13 protein-coding genes and 1 tRNA gene are annotated in these 15888 nt (G+C 69.1%); 5 read left to right on the forward strand and 9 right to left on the reverse strand.

From position 1 onward, the window contains the following. Positions 1 to 46: 46 nt before the first annotated feature. The 3 genes from FREUN1FDRAFT_RS11580 (at position 47) to FREUN1FDRAFT_RS11590 (ending at position 4282) form a co-directional block, all read left to right on the forward strand. Positions 47 to 325, forward strand: a complete 279-nt coding sequence (locus tag FREUN1FDRAFT_RS11580) for a hypothetical protein (protein ID WP_006540221.1) — start codon at positions 47 to 49, stop codon at positions 323 to 325. A gap of 142 nt (positions 326 to 467) precedes the next feature. Then, positions 468 to 1874: a proline--tRNA ligase gene (proS, locus tag FREUN1FDRAFT_RS11585; RefSeq protein WP_035951334.1), complete on the forward strand. Its 1407-nt coding sequence runs from the start codon at positions 468 to 470 to the stop codon at positions 1872 to 1874. A gap of 974 nt (positions 1875 to 2848) precedes the next feature. Continuing rightward, positions 2849 to 4282: an aldehyde dehydrogenase family protein gene (locus FREUN1FDRAFT_RS11590; RefSeq protein WP_006540223.1), complete on the forward strand. Its 1434-nt coding sequence runs from the start codon at positions 2849 to 2851 to the stop codon at positions 4280 to 4282. Positions 4283 to 4449: 167 nt separating this feature from the next. Here the strand turns inward: FREUN1FDRAFT_RS11590 and FREUN1FDRAFT_RS11595 are convergent, their stop codons facing one another. From FREUN1FDRAFT_RS11595 to FREUN1FDRAFT_RS11605, 3 genes are read right to left on the reverse strand one after another with little or no spacing between them, the layout of a single operon-like run. Next, positions 4450 to 5259 carry an enoyl-CoA hydratase gene (locus tag FREUN1FDRAFT_RS11595; RefSeq protein WP_006540224.1) on the reverse strand — a complete coding sequence of 270 codons (810 nt, stop codon included), beginning with the start codon at positions 5257 to 5259 and terminating at the stop codon, positions 4450 to 4452. A 20-nt stretch (positions 5260 to 5279) separates the two neighbouring features. Continuing rightward, positions 5280 to 6125 carry an SDR family oxidoreductase gene (locus FREUN1FDRAFT_RS11600; RefSeq protein ID WP_006540225.1) on the reverse strand — a complete coding sequence of 282 codons (846 nt, stop codon included), beginning with the start codon at positions 6123 to 6125 and terminating at the stop codon, positions 5280 to 5282. Continuing rightward, positions 6122 to 7057 (reverse strand): zinc-binding dehydrogenase, encoded by a 936-nt coding sequence (locus FREUN1FDRAFT_RS11605; protein WP_006540226.1) that lies wholly within the window; start codon positions 7055 to 7057, stop codon positions 6122 to 6124. Before FREUN1FDRAFT_RS11605 ends, FREUN1FDRAFT_RS11600 begins: the two co-directional genes overlap by 4 nt. Before the next feature lie 249 nt (positions 7058 to 7306). On the opposite strand from FREUN1FDRAFT_RS11605, the gene FREUN1FDRAFT_RS11610 reads away from it, so the two are divergent. Next, entirely contained in the window at positions 7307 to 7867 is a 561-nt protein-coding gene (locus tag FREUN1FDRAFT_RS11610) for a class IV adenylate cyclase (RefSeq protein ID WP_006540227.1), read from the forward strand. Positions 7868 to 8102: 235 nt separating this feature from the next. On the opposite strand, the gene FREUN1FDRAFT_RS11615 is transcribed toward FREUN1FDRAFT_RS11610, so the two are convergent. From FREUN1FDRAFT_RS11615 to FREUN1FDRAFT_RS43710, 5 genes are all read right to left on the reverse strand, one after another. Continuing rightward, on the reverse strand, positions 8103 to 8555 hold the full coding sequence (locus tag FREUN1FDRAFT_RS11615; protein ID WP_006540228.1) for a DUF5615 family PIN-like protein: 453 nt from the start codon (positions 8553 to 8555) through the stop codon (positions 8103 to 8105). After that, entirely contained in the window at positions 8552 to 9214 is a 663-nt protein-coding gene (locus tag FREUN1FDRAFT_RS11620; RefSeq protein WP_006540229.1) for a DUF433 domain-containing protein, read from the reverse strand. The genes FREUN1FDRAFT_RS11615 and FREUN1FDRAFT_RS11620 overlap by 4 nt, the downstream gene beginning before the upstream one ends. A 204-nt stretch (positions 9215 to 9418) precedes the next feature. Next, a tRNA-Pro gene (locus tag FREUN1FDRAFT_RS11625) sits at positions 9419 to 9495 on the reverse strand. An 86-nt stretch (positions 9496 to 9581) separates the two neighbouring features. Continuing rightward, complete coding sequence (locus tag FREUN1FDRAFT_RS11630) at positions 9582 to 10451, reverse strand: metallophosphoesterase (RefSeq protein ID WP_006540230.1); 870 nt, start codon at positions 10449 to 10451, stop codon at positions 9582 to 9584. Between the two features lie 490 nt (positions 10452 to 10941). Continuing rightward, on the reverse strand, positions 10942 to 11469 hold the full coding sequence (locus FREUN1FDRAFT_RS43710; RefSeq protein ID WP_006540231.1) for a hypothetical protein: 528 nt from the start codon (positions 11467 to 11469) through the stop codon (positions 10942 to 10944). 1144 nt (positions 11470 to 12613) lie between these two features. Here FREUN1FDRAFT_RS43710 and FREUN1FDRAFT_RS11640 point away from each other — a divergent pair. Continuing rightward, a complete protein-coding gene (locus tag FREUN1FDRAFT_RS11640; RefSeq protein ID WP_035951336.1) occupies positions 12614 to 13072 on the forward strand; it encodes a GatB/YqeY domain-containing protein in 459 nt (152 codons plus the stop codon). A gap of 103 nt (positions 13073 to 13175) precedes the next feature. Here FREUN1FDRAFT_RS11640 and FREUN1FDRAFT_RS11645 read toward each other — a convergent pair whose 3' ends face one another. After that, positions 13176 to 15488 (reverse strand): penicillin-binding protein, encoded by a 2313-nt coding sequence (locus FREUN1FDRAFT_RS11645; protein ID WP_006540233.1) that lies wholly within the window; start codon positions 15486 to 15488, stop codon positions 13176 to 13178. Positions 15489 to 15888 lie beyond the last annotated feature (400 nt).

Below are 15888 nucleotides of genomic sequence, written 5' to 3' on the forward strand. Positions count from 1 at the left end.
ACCGCCGAAATCGGTGACCGCCAGCCACAGGAAGGCAGCCCGCACGATGAACACCGTCGACACCGGCGAGCTCATGCCGGAACCCAGACCCGTATCCGGTGGCCCGCCGCCGTCGCTGGCGGAGGTCGTCACGGTGCGGTCCGGATTAAACGTCGAGCACGAACTGATCCTCGCCCCCGGCGCGACGGCGGCCGACCTGACCAGCGCGATGATCCTGGTCCCGCCGACCGCGTCACTCGTCAGTCACCACGGCGACGTGGATCTCTCGCTCGTCTTCCGGGAGCCGCGGCACCCGGGCCACGGGGAGACAGCCGCCGCACGCTGACCGTCGACCACCGATTCCCTTGATCGACTGATCGACTGATCGACCGTCCGCCCGGACCTCGACTGTCCGCCCGGACCGGCCCGTCCACGGGGGGCGGGCCGCGTCCGTCGTTCCGCCGGGACGACGCAATATCGTGGACGACGTGGCTGTTATCACCCCCCGTTCCACCGACTTCCCACGCTGGTACCAGGACGTGCTCGACAAGGCCGAGCTCGCCGACAACGGTCCGGTCCGCGGCACCATGGTCATCCGGCCGTACGGCTACGCGCTGTGGGAACGGATGCAGGCCGATATCGATGCCCGGATCAAGGCCGCGGGCGCGGTGAACGCCTACTTCCCCCTGTTCATCCCGGAGAGCTACCTGCGCCGGGAGGCCGAGCACGTCGAGGGGTTCAGCCCGGAGCTTGCCGTCGTCACCCACGGCGGCGGCAAGGAACTGGCCGAGCCGGTCGTCGTCCGCCCGACGAGCGAGACGGTCATCGGCGAGTACATGGCCAAGTGGACGCAGAGCTACCGCGATCTCCCGCTGCTGCTGAACCAGTGGGCGAACGTCGTCCGGTGGGAGCTGCGCCCGCGGCTGTTCCTGCGCACCAGCGAGTTCCTCTGGCAGGAGGGCCACACCGCGCACGCGGACGAGGCCGACGCGGCCGCCTACGCCCGCCGGATCGCCCTCGACGTGTACCGCGACTTCATGGTCTCGAAGCTCGCGCTGCCGGTGTTCGTCGGCGCCAAGACCCGCAAGGAGCGCTTCGCGGGCGCCACGAACACGATGACCTGCGAAGGGATGATGGGCGACGGCAAGGCGCTGCAGATGGCCACGAGCCACGAGCTCGGCCAGAACTTCGCCCGCGCCTTCGACATCGACTTCCTCGGCGCCGATGGCGGCCGCCACCTGGCCTGGACGACGTCCTGGGGCAGCTCGACCCGGATGATCGGCGGGCTGATCATGGCTCACGGCGACGACAACGGGCTGCGGATCCCGCCCGCGCTGGCGCCGACCCAGGTGATCGTGCTGCCGGTTCGTGACGACGAGGCCGTGGTCGCGAAGGCCCGTGAGATCACCGACGCGCTCACCGCGGCCGGTGTGCGGGTCAGCCTGGATGCCCGGCCGGGGCTGTCGTTCGGCCGCCGGGTCACCGACGCCGAGCTCAAGGGCATCCCCGTCCGGGTCGAGATCGGCCCGCGCGACCTCGCCGCCGGCAACGTGACGGTGGCCCGCCGGGACACCGGGGAGAAGCACCCCGTGCCGCTCACCGACGTCGCCGCCCGGGTGCCGGCGCTGCTCGACGATGTACAGGCAACCATCTACGCGCAGGCCCTGGAGCTTCGGGAGGCCCGCACCGCGGACGTCACCTCGCTCGCCGAGGCGGTCGAGGCGGCCGGGACCGGCTTCGCGCGGCTGCCCTGGCGGCTGGTCGGTGAGGACGGTGAGGCACGGCTGGCCGAGGAGTCCGTGACCGTCCGGTGTCTGCAGACCCCCGACGGCGAGCTGCCGTCCGCGGACACGGACGACGCCGATCTCGTCTGCCTCGTCGCCCGCGCCTACTGACCGGCACCGGGGACCGCGCCGGCCGGGACCGCTCACGTGGCGGAACCGGCCGGACCCCGTCCGCCCCGGTCGAAGCCACCACCCGAAGGCCTGAGGGTCTTGGTCGTTCCGGCGCCCAAGACCCTCGGACCTTGCTTGGGAGCAACTCCTGTCGCGGCGGAAGTTCGAAGCCACGGCTCGAAGCGTTGAGGAGTTTGGTCGTTCCGGCGACCAAACCTCTCAAGCCTTGCGCAGAAGCAACTCCAGCCGCGGCAGCCGCGGCGATGTGCGCCGGTCATTACAATCGGCGCGATATCTTCCGCGGGACCTGATCGCTTGCGGCACGCCCCCACATGCGATACGGGAATATTTTCCCGAAAAGTTGACGTACGACTCAGCCGCCCGGATGTCGTCGGCGTATTCCACCGGATCCACCTAACACCGGGACCCGCCAGCCAAATTCCCGCGGACGTCAGGGTGATTTCCCCGGCGGCGGTCCCCCGGCGCCGCCGCGGTCACCGCCGGGCCAGCGGGCCTGACGGTCACCGCCGGGCCAGCGGACCTGGCGGAACGCTCATGGAGTGCAGGCCGTGGAGGGCGGCTCACCGCTCTTCGGGCACTCTCCAGGCGGGACCTGACGATGCCCCGCCGAAGATCCGCCGACTGATCAATTCCGGCCCGGCTGCCCGGCCCGCCCCGGCCCGGCCAATCAGTTGACTCCGAATTCGGCGCAAGTAGGATTAAGACACGAATGCGACGAGAGCGGTCAGGACGCAAACGGGTCAAGCACGGTTTTCCCGTGCCGTGATCCCGATCAGTCCACCCCTGGGCCCGCGTTCGCGAAAAGAGGTCGGGGTGCGGATCTTCAGGCGCGATGCGGCGAACACCGCGGGTGTTCGCCGAGGTCGCCGCGCGCACCTCGCGGACCATCACGGACCTCACCCTGGCTCCAGGCGAGCCAGTAGTGATCACTGACATCAACGAGGAGCGCGGCTGTGAAGCGGTTACTGATCGACGGGCAGCTGGTCGAGACCGAGCGGACGGTCGACTCGATCAACCCGACCACCGGTGCGGTCGTCGGCACGGCTGCGGACGCGACAGCTGAGCAGGTCACGGCGGCGGTCAAGGCCGCCCGGCGCGCCTTCGACGAGACGGACTGGTCGACCAACGTCGAGTTCCGCGTCCGCTGCCTCAACCAGCTTCACGACGCCCTCGTCAAGCACACCGAGGAGCTCCGTGAGCTGACGATCGCCGAGGTGGGCCACCCCCGGCAGATCACCGACGGCCCGGCCCTCGGAGCGCCGATCGCCCTGGTCAAGTACTACGCGGATCTCCTCGCGGACTACTCGTTCACCCAGGACCTGGGCGTGGCCGAGTCGTTCGGCCGGCCGAACAAGCGCTGGATCGAGCGGGAGGCGGCCGGCGTCGTCTCCGCGATCGTCGCCTACAACTACCCGACCCAGCTCGCCCTCGCGAAGCTGGCCCCGGCGCTGGCCGCGGGCTGCACCGTGATCCTCAAGGGCGCGCCTGACACTCCCCTGCTCGCGCTCGCGCTCGGTGAGCTGATCCTCAACGAGACCGACATCCCGGCCGGCGTCGTGAACGTCATCACCGCCGTGGACGTCGAGGCCTCCGAGGTGCTGACCACGCACCCGGACGTCGACATGATCACCTTCACCGGCTCGACCGCGGTCGGCCGGCGGATCATGGAGGTCGCCAGCCGCACGCTGAAGAAGACCTTCCTGGAGCTGGGCGGCAAGTCCGCGCTGGTCGTGCTGGACGACGCGGACCTCGACCTGGCCGCCATGATGGCCGCGTTCACGATCTGCTCCCACTCCGGCCAGGGCTGCGCGATCACCTCACGCCTCGTCGTCCCGCGCGAGCTGCACGACACGGTCGTCGAGAAGGTCGCCGGCATGCTGGCCGCCGTCAAGGTCGGCGACCCGTCCGAGCCGGACACCTACATGGGGCCGCTGATCAGCGAGAAGCAGCGCGAGAAGGTGGACGCGATGGTCCAGCGCGCGATCGCCGACGGCGCCACGCTGGTCACCGGCGGCAAGAAGATCGACCCGGGCTTCTTCTACGAGCCCACCCTGCTCGCCAACGTCGACCAGGACAGCGAGATCGCGCAGGAGGAGATCTTCGGGCCGGTCCTGGCCGTGATCCCCCACGACGGCGACGACGACGCGGTGAAGATCGCCAACAACTCGATCTTCGGTCTCTCAGGTGCGGTGATCAGCGGGGACGACGACCGGGCACTCGCCGTCGCGCGCCGGATCCGCAGCGGCACGCTGAGCGTGAACGGCGGTAGCTACTTCGCGCCGGACGCGCCGTTCGGCGGCTACAAGCAGTCCGGCATCGGCCGTGAGAGCGGCGTCGCCGGCCTCGAGGAGTTCCTGGAGATCAAGACGATCGCCCTCCCCGCCTGAGTCGGTGCCTGGTGGCGGCTGGCGGTGCTCCGCGGAGCACCGCCAGCCGCCACAGCCTTTCAGCCGCCACAGCCTTTCAGCCGCCACAGCCTTTCAGCCGCCACAGCCTTTCAGCCGCCACAGCACTTCCCGCGATGGCCAGGAGGGCGCTGTCAGGGCGGTGATGCTCAGGGATGGGTCTGGCTGCGGCCGCGTTCGGTGACAGCCGCGCGGCGGGCGGCGACGTCGCTGGTGCCCGGGCGCCAGCTCTCCGCCAGCAGCCCCTCCGCGCGGTGCGCGTCGTCGAGCGTCGCCGCGTTCGCCACCTGCCGGTAGTGGGCCAACAGCCGGCGCACACCCCGTGCGTCGTTGCTGACGATGTCGCCGGCGAGCCGCTGCGCGAACGGCAGCAGCTCCTCGTGTGGCACGACATGGTTCACCAGACCGAGGCGCAGCGCCTCCGGTGCCGCCACGTAGTTGCCGGTCAGCGACATCTCGATGGCTCGCCGAAGCCCGATCGACTGCGCGAGCAGGACGGTGATGCCGCCCCCGGGCATGATGCCGACGCGCGCGTGGGTGTCGGCGAACCGGGCCCGCTCGGAGGCGACGAGGAACGTGCACTGCAGGGCCAGCTCCAGGCCGCCGGTCGCGGCCACCCCGTTGATCGCCCCGATGATCGGCTTGTCGATGACGGGCAGGAACCGGTAGAGCCCGTTGTCGTAGCGCTCCGGCCCCTGGCCAGGCTCCTTGGACGGTGTGGTGGACGCAGCCTCGCCCGACAGCTCCTTGAGGTCGACCCCCGCCGAGAAGGCCGGGTCCGCTCCGATGAGGACCACCGCGTCCACCTCGGGATCCGCCCCGGCCGCGAGGACGGCGTCCCACAGCAGGTGTAACAGCTCCCGGCTCAGCGCGTTGCGCGCCGCCGGCCGGTTGAGCGTCACCGTCGTGACCCGGTTCTGGGTGCTGACAAGAACAACAGGCTCGCCTGCAGCTGGCATCTGGACTCTCCCCGATCAGATCAGGTTGGTGACCCGGCCTGCGCCACGGCCGGTCCGCGAACCGACGCGACGACGCCGCCGTCGACGAGTACGTCGATACCACTGACGAACCGGGCCTGCGAGGAGAGGAGGAAGGCGACCACGTCGGCGACGTCCTCGGACTGCCCGCGCCGGCGGAGCGGCGTCCGGTCGACCAGCAGCTGCATGCTGCTGTGCTGCTCGGCTTCCTGGCGGCCCTGCGGGGTGTCGATGACGCCCGGGGAGACCGAGCAGACCCGGCCACCGAGCGGGCCGACCCGCACCGCCTCCTGCTGGGCGAAGCGATGGACGCCCCGCTTCGCCCAGGAGTAGGCCCAGCCCGGATCCTCGGCCTGCTCGCCGAGCACGGCGCGGATCCGGTCGAGGAAGTCCTCGGCCAGCGGGTCGTCCAGGACGTCGTCGGCGGCGTGGTGCCCGGCGGCGATCCCCAGCAGCGGTGCCATCGAGGCGAAGTAGACCGAGGCCGTGCCGGCGGTGGTGAGCGGGCGCAGAGCCCGCGCCAGCGCCGCGGTGGCGACCAGGTCCACGGTGAAGATCCGGCGCCAGTCGGCCATCGTCGGGGAGATCCCGGCCGCGTGCGCGACCGCGCGCAACGTGCCCAGCTCACCGACCCGCGCGGCCAGCCGGGCGAGCCCCGCGGTGTCGGTGACGTCCAGGACGAATCCCTCCACGGCGGCGGGGCTCGTCGCGGCCAGTTCCGCCGCCACCGCGGCGATCGACGGGTCCCGATCCACGAGCAGCAGGATGTCGACCGCCGAGGCGATCCGCCGGGCGCAGGCGAGGCCCATGCCACGCCCCGCCCCCGTGGCGATGCCGACCGTCGTCACGGCTGCACCACCACCCGCAGTGCCCCGGCCTCGCGGTCGGCCGCGACGCGGAACGCCTCCGCGGCGTCTTCGATCGGGAAGCGATGGGTGATGAGGGTCCGGGCGATCTCGGGGTCGGCGGCGAGCATCGCGGCGGCGTCGGCCATCTCCCGGCCGGTCTCATGCGCGCAGTAGCCCATCGAGGGCAGGAGCCTCGCCTCCCGGTGGAACAGCGTTCCCCAGTCGACCTCGACCTTGCCCATCTGGACGCCGATGCAGACCACGATGCCACCCGGTGCCACCAGCTCGATCGCGCGCGCCAGGCCGCTCGGCGTCCCGGCCGCCTCCACGACCACCTCGTACAGCCCGACGGGGCCGAGAGTCGCGCCGAGGCGCTCGGCGGCCTCCGCCTGGTGCGGGTGCCGGGCCTCCACGGCCACCTCCGGCGCGCCCTGGGCCCGTGCTCCCGCGACAGCCATCAGGCCCAGCGCCCCCGCGCCGACGACGGCGACCCTGGTGGCCGGCCCGGTTCCGGCGAGCCGCACCGCGTGCCAGGCGACCGAGGCCGGCTCGACCAGGGAGGCGTCACGCAGGTCGAGCCCGGCCGGGATCGGGACGAGCCGCTCGGCCGGCGCCCGGAACTGCTCGGCCATCCCGCCGTCGGCAGTGGCTCCGAGCGCCCGCTGGCGGTGTGTGTCGCAGAGGTTGTACCGCCCGGTCCGGCACAGCTCGCACTCCATGCAGCTCATGATCGCCTCGACGATCACGCCGGAGCCGTCCTCGCGCACACCGGACAGCTCGTGACCTATCACTTGTTGTAATCCAAAGCGGATATACATGAGGTCCGAACTACAGATGCTCGCGGACGCGATGGTCAACAACTCGCCTGATCCCGGCGGCTCATCCAGGTCGACGACCGCCACGGCACCGTCCCGGGCCCGGACAGCTTTCATGAGGACTCCCTCGCGATTGACGCGCTATCTCAGCCACGAGGGCGCGAACCCCCGCCCCGTGATTGGGAATCTGATTCTGCCATCTCAGAAGCATCTTCTCCAGGGAGCGATCGTACGCTCCGACGACTTTGTGGGCGCGCACCTTCCCCGCCACCGCCTGCCCCTCCTGCTCGCCTGCTCGAGAGCTGGACGGCGGTGGCTGATGCCGCAGGGCCCCTGGCGTGCGGGCCACGGCCGAGAATGGGAATCATGAAGCACGAGTACGAAGCCAAGTTCCTGGGCGTCGACGTCGCGGACCTCCAGGCGAAGCTGGCCGACCTGGGCGCCGTCCAGGCGTTCGGGCGCACCCTCCTGACCCGGAAGATCTTCGAAGGTGGCACCCTCGACCACGGCGCCTGGGTCCGCCTGCGCGACGAGGGCACCCGCATCACTCTGACCCTCAAGCAGGTCACCGACGCCACGACGATCGACGGCACCACCGAGATCGAGACCGAAGTGACAGACATGGCCGCCACGGCCGAGATCCTCCGCCGCCTCGGCGTGCACGAGGTCGGCTACCAGGAAAACTACCGCGAGGAGTGGCGCCTGGGCGAAGTCGTCTTCGACTTCGACACCTGGCCTGGCCTCCCCACCTTCGTCGAGGTCGAGGGGCCCGACGAGGCGTCGGTCCGCCAGGCCGCCGCGCTCCTCGACCTCGACTACTCCCAGGCCCGGTTCGGCAGCGTCAGCGGGATCTACCAGAGCGAGGCCGGCCGCGACCTCCGCTCCGAGCCCACTCTCCTCTTCTCCGACGCCGAGAAGCAGCGCTGAGAAACACGACACCGAGCCTGGGTGTCAGGCGCGTCCCCGCGTGATCTTTGACGGCAGGAGTTTCTGGCCTTCAACCACGCCGAGCGATACCGCGACGTCGACTGAGCCCGTCACGCAGCCCGCTCGCCACGCTCAACATCAAGGACTACGAAGACTTCAGGACCCACCACGGCCTTCATCCCCTCCGCGAGGGCCTGGAGACGGGCCAGTTTCACCGGAGCCTCGCCGCGTCTGTTCAGCCCGAGGGCCAGAATTTGGGTTTGTCCACCTGGGGGTCGATGGTGCGGACACGAGTGGCGCGGGTCGGGTCGACAGATGTGAGTGAGACCAGTCGCTGGCCGCCTGCAACCGACAGTTCGGCCAGAGCGTGGGGAAGGCCCGCGCAGACTGTGGCGATCGCTGACCCCAGGCCGATCAGGCCACCGTGCTTGTTGTTCTGGTGGTACTCGATCCGGTGAAGGCCGGAGGCTGCGATTGCAGCCACCTCCAGGCCCCGGCTCATCTGTTTGGTGTCGTTGGTGAGGACTGCCTCGAAGCCTTCGACGCGAGCCTTCCCGTACAGCTCGATGTCTTTGGTACCAGCCCATCCGGGCGGGTCATGGACATGCATAACCTGGTGAGTCCTGAACAGGATGCGGACGATGTCAGCCATGGGATGCGGCACGTTCTCGTCGAGCAGCAGTTTCAAGCGGCGCCTCGGCTCGCACCTGTTGGCTTTCCGATGTAGCTGTCGACGTAGTCGGTGAAATCGGTTGCCTCAAGGGCAGCTTCGGCACTCACCCCCGGGAAGAAGTCGGCGATCTGCGCTGGCGGGACTCCGTCGCGGATCAGGGCTGCAACCTCGGAGGCGGGGACGCGGGTGCCACGGATCACCGGTTCACCGCCACGTACGGCTGGATCCACCGCGACGTCGGGGCGGGGGGAGAGCAGATCGGGAATGTGCCGGCCGTCACGATAGAACGGGGCCAGGACATCGACGAGTTGATGGATGACGAGGTTGCCCTTGCCGCCCTTGCGGCCGATCAGATCAACGGCATGGTCTGGATCGGCCAGATATACCGTGCCGCCGTCGGTGACGAGCTGGTAGGTCGAGAGGTGCTCGCGCTCCCCCAGATCGTCCCTGAGGGAGTCCACTGCGCGGCGGATCCGTTGCAGTGAGGTCTCTTGACGCAGGCGCACGCAGGTGCGGAGCGCGACCACATCCCGGAATGAATACAGGATGGGGCGGGTGGCGGAGATTTCCGGCACGAGGACGGCGCCTCCTGCGCCGGAGGCGTGACGCCAGCGAGAGAGCTGGGCCATCGTCGCGCCGGACAGCGCTGCTGCGAGCTTCGGCTCGTACGACATGAACCCTCCTCACCTCTACTTGCCCGCGTGGGCGCGACCGTACTGCATTCTCCGTCGGAACTCGGCCGATTCGACCACTTCGAGGTACGGGTGTCTGAGCGTCTGGCTGCACCAGGGCTGGGAGCCGTCTCGCCAACTTGGCTCCCAAATGGTGCCCAAACACACATCAGGCCCGGTACTGATCTCTCAGTACCGGGCCTGACCTGGTCGGGGTGGCGGGATTCGAACCCACGACCTCTTCGTCCCGAACGAAGCGCGCTACCAAGCTGCGCCACACCCCGTGACCGTGGCTCAGTGTACTAGACCTGGCGAAGCAGGTGTGGCGGCGGGGGGTGGCATCTTCCGCCGCCCCGCGGGAGCGGGAGGGTCAGCCCCGGCCCTTGAGGGTCAGCAGCGTCGCCTCCGGCCGGCAGTTGAACCGCAACGGCGCGAACGGGGACGTCCCGAGCCCGGCGGAGACGTGCAGCCACGAGCTCCGTCCGCCCGCCTCGTGCCGGGACAGGCCCCAGGCGCGGGCCCGGTCGATGCCGCAGTTCGTGACGATCGCGCCGTAGTACGGCAGCCGGATCTGCCCGCCGTGCGTGTGCCCGGAGAGGATCAGGTCCACCCCGTCGGCGGTGAAGGCGTCCAGCACGTGTGGCTCCGGGGTGTGGGTGAGCCCGAGGGCCACCTCGGCACCGGGCTCCGGCGGACCCGAGACCAGGGCGGTCCGGTCGCGGCGCAGCCTGGCGTCATCGACCCCGCGCAGGTCCAGCACCCGGCCCGCGATCTTCATCGAGGCCCGGCTGTTCGTCAGCTCCCGCCAGCCGCTGGCCGTGGTGAGGGCCAGCGCGAACGCGTCCCAGTCGAGCGACACACCCCGGCGCGTCGGCGCACTGTCGCGCCTGATGTAGTGGTGCGGGCTCCTGAGCGTCGGCGTGTAGTAGTCGTTGTTCCCCGGGACGAACAGGCCGGGGAAGGCGAACAGCGGTTCGAGCGCGGCGATCAGCGGTGCCTGGGCCTGCGGGTACGACAGCACGTCACCGGTCAGCACCACAAGATCCGGTACCAGCCGGGCCAGATCCGACAACCAGGCGAACTTGCCCCGCTGATTCGGGGTCACATGCAGGTCCGACAGGTGCAGCACACGCAGGTCCGGCCGCCCCGGTGCCAGCACGGGCACCTCTCGTCGGCGCAGCGTGTACGCGGTGCGCTCGTAGACCCCGGCGTACAGCGCGGCTCCGGCGCCGACGGCCACGGCCCTCCGCAGTGCCCGGCCCGGCCCACGTACCGCGCGGGCTCGCCCTGGCACCTGGCGCCCCGCGGACGCCTGACGCCCCGCGCTCCCCTCACGTCTCGCTCGCATCGCTCCAGTCTCGCCCAGCGACGGGTCAGTTCGGCGGCCCGCCCCGCGACGCCTCCGTGTCACACCGCCACCGACCACGCGCCATCGGCCGTCCGCCGAGGACTCTGGCTGCCCCCGTGATCCTGCTCACGGCCCGAACCGGGCCGTCCAGGCGACCGTCTCCGGCATGGCTGATCGCCCCTGTCACCCACGACCTGGGGCACTCGCCGCGACTCGCCAGGACCCTGCCCGCCCAACTGGTCCAGGTTCTCGACGAGCAGACCGCGAGCCGCCCTCGATCCACACCAGGTGGGGGAATCACCCGCGCCCAACCACGACAGTCCCGGCTCGGCACGCACCACCCGCGGAACGGCCAACCGTTGACATGCCTTTGGCCGAGCGGTCAGTAGGCGACAGTGGAGCCGTGCCAGTAATAGTGCGCATTCGGATCGGTCGGGTTGAGGTCCGCTTCGGCATATTGCAGGATGCCTGCATCATCGGTCCAGATGGTCATGCAGTCGGTGCCCCCGACCGGGATATCACATCTAGCGGTCTCATGGGTGTAGTACGTCTGAACTGTACTCACCCGCGCGGTCTTACCCTGCGGCAACGGGTTTACAAGTGCCCCGCTTGCCTGGACCATTCGACACTGTTCGCTGTACCACAGTTGAACCTGACCTACGATGTTGGTCGGGTCGACGTAGAGGGGTTCGCTATAAACCGACAACTGGTGATAGATCATCGGTTCCGTGTCTACGATCGTAACAGGATACGCGTTCGGATTACACTTGGCAGTAGCCGCCGCCGACTCCTCGGCGGCGTGGGCCGGCACTGGATTTGCCCAGCCGGTGTACGCGGTAGGAACAGCTGCGGCCGCAATAACGGCTGCGGCCCGCCCAACAGGTCCGCCAGCCAAGTCTCTGATCGTCATTTACACTCTCCCTGGCAACGTTTGAGGAAGGGTCGATGTCGAGTCGCCGCGCCACGAGTTCCTCGACGGCATCGGGCCGGTATTCGGTGAGCATGCACACTCCGGGACGGGAGCCGGGCAAGGACTACCAGAGAAAGCACGTCGGACACGGAGCTGCGGGCAGGACGCACCTTCGCGACGGCCAGCGGCGACCGGGAAGTGCGGGAGAAGCAGGATCTGGGAACCAGCCTAGCGGTAGGTATCAACACCCGCGCGCCTTCTCCCGAGAAAGTCGCGATCGATCGGTCGCCAGGTACCACTCCGGAGCCTGCGACCTGGACCTATAGCGCAAAGTAATCATCACGTGATCAAAAAGGGTTCCGAAAAAGTTCCACGACGGATAGATCCCTCCTACGAAGGCGTCAGGAGAGACCTCTCGACACTCTCCGCGCCGTCGCGATACGCCTGACCTGGGATTTTCATGTCAAACCCACCCCCTTCCACCACCGAAAGCAGTTGACTACCCATCGTAGTCGACCACACTGACGTCAATTTCTCTTGACCGCCAACGACGCGTTGCACATACTGGAGACCAACACGCGAGGTTCCGTTAACCAGCGGCCGTCTCAGGCCAGTCCGTTTCAGCCAGGAACCCGACGGGCAGCGTCGAACAGGCCGATGCCGTTTTTGGTGGCGGCGGGCAGGTGACAATGATCGCGCAGAACTGGCGTTCGCCGGCGATGGCGTGCAGACACCCTGAGATTCTCAGTCGCCGTTTGATCACGGGCATGCCACGTTCCGGGACATTGTTTTCCACGGATATCCGCAAGGTTACGGGTGAAACGCAGGCAGTCGGCCTCACCCATTGAACCGCCATACGACCAATGATGTCGTGGCGAAGGACCGGGGTGCCCTTTCCTGTGCCGTCGACGTCGCGGTGCCGTCGACGTCGCGACCGGCCAGGTGAGGCCGCTGGTCTGGGATGGACAGAATGCGAACGCGGCGCCCCCTTGCCGGCAGGAGTGTCGTGGCCCTGGTCGGGCAGCCGATCCAACCGCGTCCCGCAAGCCAGCCGGGCTCGGGTCAGCCGTTGAGCGCGGCGTCCACGACCCGCGCCCGAAAACCGCGTGGCTGCCGACCCGGGCGGGCCATAGGCTTCATGACCATGAGCACACTCAAGGAGCGGCTGCGCGACGATCTCACCGGCGCGATGCGCGCTCGGGACGAACTGCGGCTTTCGACGCTGCGCCTTGCCCTCGCCGCGGTGAAGGACGCCGAGGTGGCCGGGGACACCGCTCGCGAGCTCGGGGACGCCGAGGTCGAGAAGATCCTCGCCCGGGAGGTTCGCAAGCGCCGGGAGGCCGCCGAGGCGTTCGCCGCGGCGGGGCGAGCCGAGCAGTCCAGCCGTGAGCAGGCCGAGGGTGAGGTGCTCGCCGCCTACCTGCCGAGCCAGCTGGGTGACGAGGAGCTGCGCGACATCGTCGACAGCGTGCTGGCGGAACTCGGGGTCACCGACCTGAAGGCCATGGGCCAGGTGATGAAGGCCACACAGGCCCGAGTGGCTGGTCGAGCCGACGGAAAGCGGGTTTCCGAGCTCGTCCGAGCCCGGCTGAGCGCTTCGTGACCCACCCGGGCCAGGCGCCGACTAGTCAGTAGGCGCAGAAACCAGGCAACTGAATCACCAGCCGCGCGCCCGGTCCGTGACCGGGCGCGCGGCTGGTCGAAGGTCAGCCGGTCAGCCGGTCGCGCATGTCCGGAAGGATCACCGTCGGCGGCCTGACCTCGCCGGGGCGCGGGTTTATCCCGTTCGGCAGCTGCGCCGCCCCGGTGAGACCACCTGACACCTGAAGCACGATCTCGGTGTCAATCGAGACCTCTCCGCCGGGCGCCGGCGACATACCGACGACGATTCCGGGAGCGGCCAGGTTCGGCACGGTCTGGGACCGGACCCGGAATCCCTGCGCGCGCAACGCGGCCTCGGCGACCTGCTGGGCCTGCCCGCGCACGTCCGGCAGAGGCTTCTTCGGCACCGCCGGCTGGGTGTTGTCCGGCGGCGGAAGCGCGACGACGGGCAGGCCCAGGCCGTCGATCGTCCGGTTCATCGTGCGTGCCCAGATCTGGGCGGGAAAGCCACCGCCGAAAACGTGCCGGCTACCCAGCACGTCGACCAGCGGATGGTTTGTGGGGCTGCGCGGGTCGGCCAGGTTGACAGCGACGGCGAGCTGCGGGATGAAGCCCGCGAACGACGCGGTGCTGAAGCCTTCCGCGGTACCGGTCTTGCCGGCAGCCGGGCGACCGAGCTTCGCATTGCCCGAGGCCGTTCCATGATTGATGACGCCCTGCAGAACCGAGGCCACGGTGTCCGCGATACCGGGGTCGAGCACCTGCTCGCATGGCTTTCCGGTGTCGAACGCCAACGGCCGGTCCGCGCCGCCGACCCGCTGCGAGACCGACAGCACGACATGAGGATCACACCGGTTCCCGCGAGCGGCCAGCGTCGCGTAGGCGGTGGCCAGGTCAAGTGTGCTGATCTCGTTGGAACCGAGAATCGCCGAACCGTCCACGGAGCTGATGCCGTTCACGTTCTTGCATTCCGGGGCGTTCTCGGTCACCGGCCGTATGCGGCAGGAGGAGACCCCCAGCCGGCGGGCCATCTCGGCGGTTTTCAGCACGCCGATCTGCTCCGCCAGCTGGATGTAGTAGGTGTTGACCGAGTTCCAGGTCGCCGTGCTGAGCGAGTAGTAGCCGTCCTCACTCGGGTCGGCGTTGCCGTAGCAGCCGGAGTCCGGGTTACGCAGCTTCTCCGACGGGTAGCACACCGGTGAGTGGAAGGTCGTCGACAGCGGGAAGTGGTTCTCCAGTGCCGCCGCCAGGGTGAACACCTTGAAGGTCGAACCGGGCGAGAAGAGGTCCTCGTCGACCGGATAGATCTCCTTGGTGTGCACGAAGTCGCCGGTGCGCTCCGGCGAGAGGTTGTCGCTCGGCTCCCCGTACTCCCGGTTCACGGCGAACGCGAGCACGTTCCCGGTGCCGGGCTGCATCATGACGACGCTGGCGGCGACCCTGTTCCCGGCCGGGATCACCTCCGCCGCCGACGTCTGAGCGGCGCCCTGCGCGACCGGGTCGAGGGTGGTCCGGATGGTGAGGCCACCCTCGAACAGCAGGCGCCTGGCGTCCTCGGGGGTCGAGGCGAACTTCCGGTCGGCAAGCAGGACCTCACGCACGTAGGCGCAGAAGAACGGCGCGGATGAGTCCTGGCAGGCGTCGACCGACCGGGCGGGCCGGTTCAGCACGACATCCTCCCCGCGGGCCGACTGCCAGACCGCGGTGTCGATGTGGCCGAGCTCGTGCATTCGGGCGAGGACCGTGTTCCGGCGCTCCTTCGCCGCCTGCGGATGCAGCACCGGATTGTAGGCCGTGGGGTTCTTGACCAGCCCCGCGAGCATCGCCGACTGGGTGAGCGTGAGCTTGCTGACGTCGACGTTGAAGTAATGGTGTGCAGCCGCCTGGACTCCGTACGCGCCATCGCCGAAGTACGCGATGTTGAGATACCTCTCGAGGATCTCGTCCTTGGTCAGGTGGTCTTCCAGGTAGAGCGCGTAGCGGGCCTCGCGGAGCTTCCGGTCCACCGTCTGCTCGGTGGCCTGCTTCTTTTCCTCCGCGGTGGTGGCGGACGCCAGCAGGACGTTCTTGACGTACTGCTGGGTCAGGGTCGAGCCGCCCTGGGTGACCTCACCCGACTCCTGGTTCTTCAGATAGGCGCGGATCATTCCCCGGTAGTCGACACCCGAGTGCTCGTAGAAGCGCGCGTCCTCGATGTCGATGATCGACTGGCGCATGAACTGCGGCACCTGGTCGAGATTGACCAGCTCACGGTCCTGTTCTCCCCGGAGCACCGCGATCTCGTTTCCGGCGGCGTCCAGGATCCGCGACGGCTGGGCCAGCGGCGGCACCGTGAGATTCGCTGGCAGCGAGAGGAAATGGTCGGCTCCGCTCTTGGCTGTCACCCCGGCCAGGCCGACGACAGGCAATGCCAACATGCCGACTACAACACCCGCGCAGGCACTGGCGGCAACCAGCCCGAGAAGCCGGGTCGGCGTCACCCGGCGCCGACTCGCCGAAGGTGGCCCGATACGCCCGGGCATAGGGGCGATTCCCTGACTCCGGCCGCCCGTGACGCGCCTACGCAATGTGCTCGCCGCACCCGGGCGCTTCACGCGCAGGCCCCGCGAACGGCGCGGGTCGCCCGATCGACCCGAGTGGGACGTGACGGCGCAGCCCACTCCGACATCAGCGCGGGCTCGACTGTTGCCAAAACACCCGGCAACTGCTCCTCACGGGCTGCTCGGCCTGGTATGAACACTGAGCCGGAATCCTCCGCTCGAGTCCCGCCGCCGCCGTTGACGATGCCTGCCTTCGGCAGGTTTTCGCGCCGGCCGC

Origin of the sequence: Parafrankia sp. EUN1f, assembly GCF_000177675.1 — a bacterium.
Taxonomy (GTDB): Bacteria; Actinomycetota; Actinomycetes; order Frankiales; family Frankiaceae; genus Parafrankia.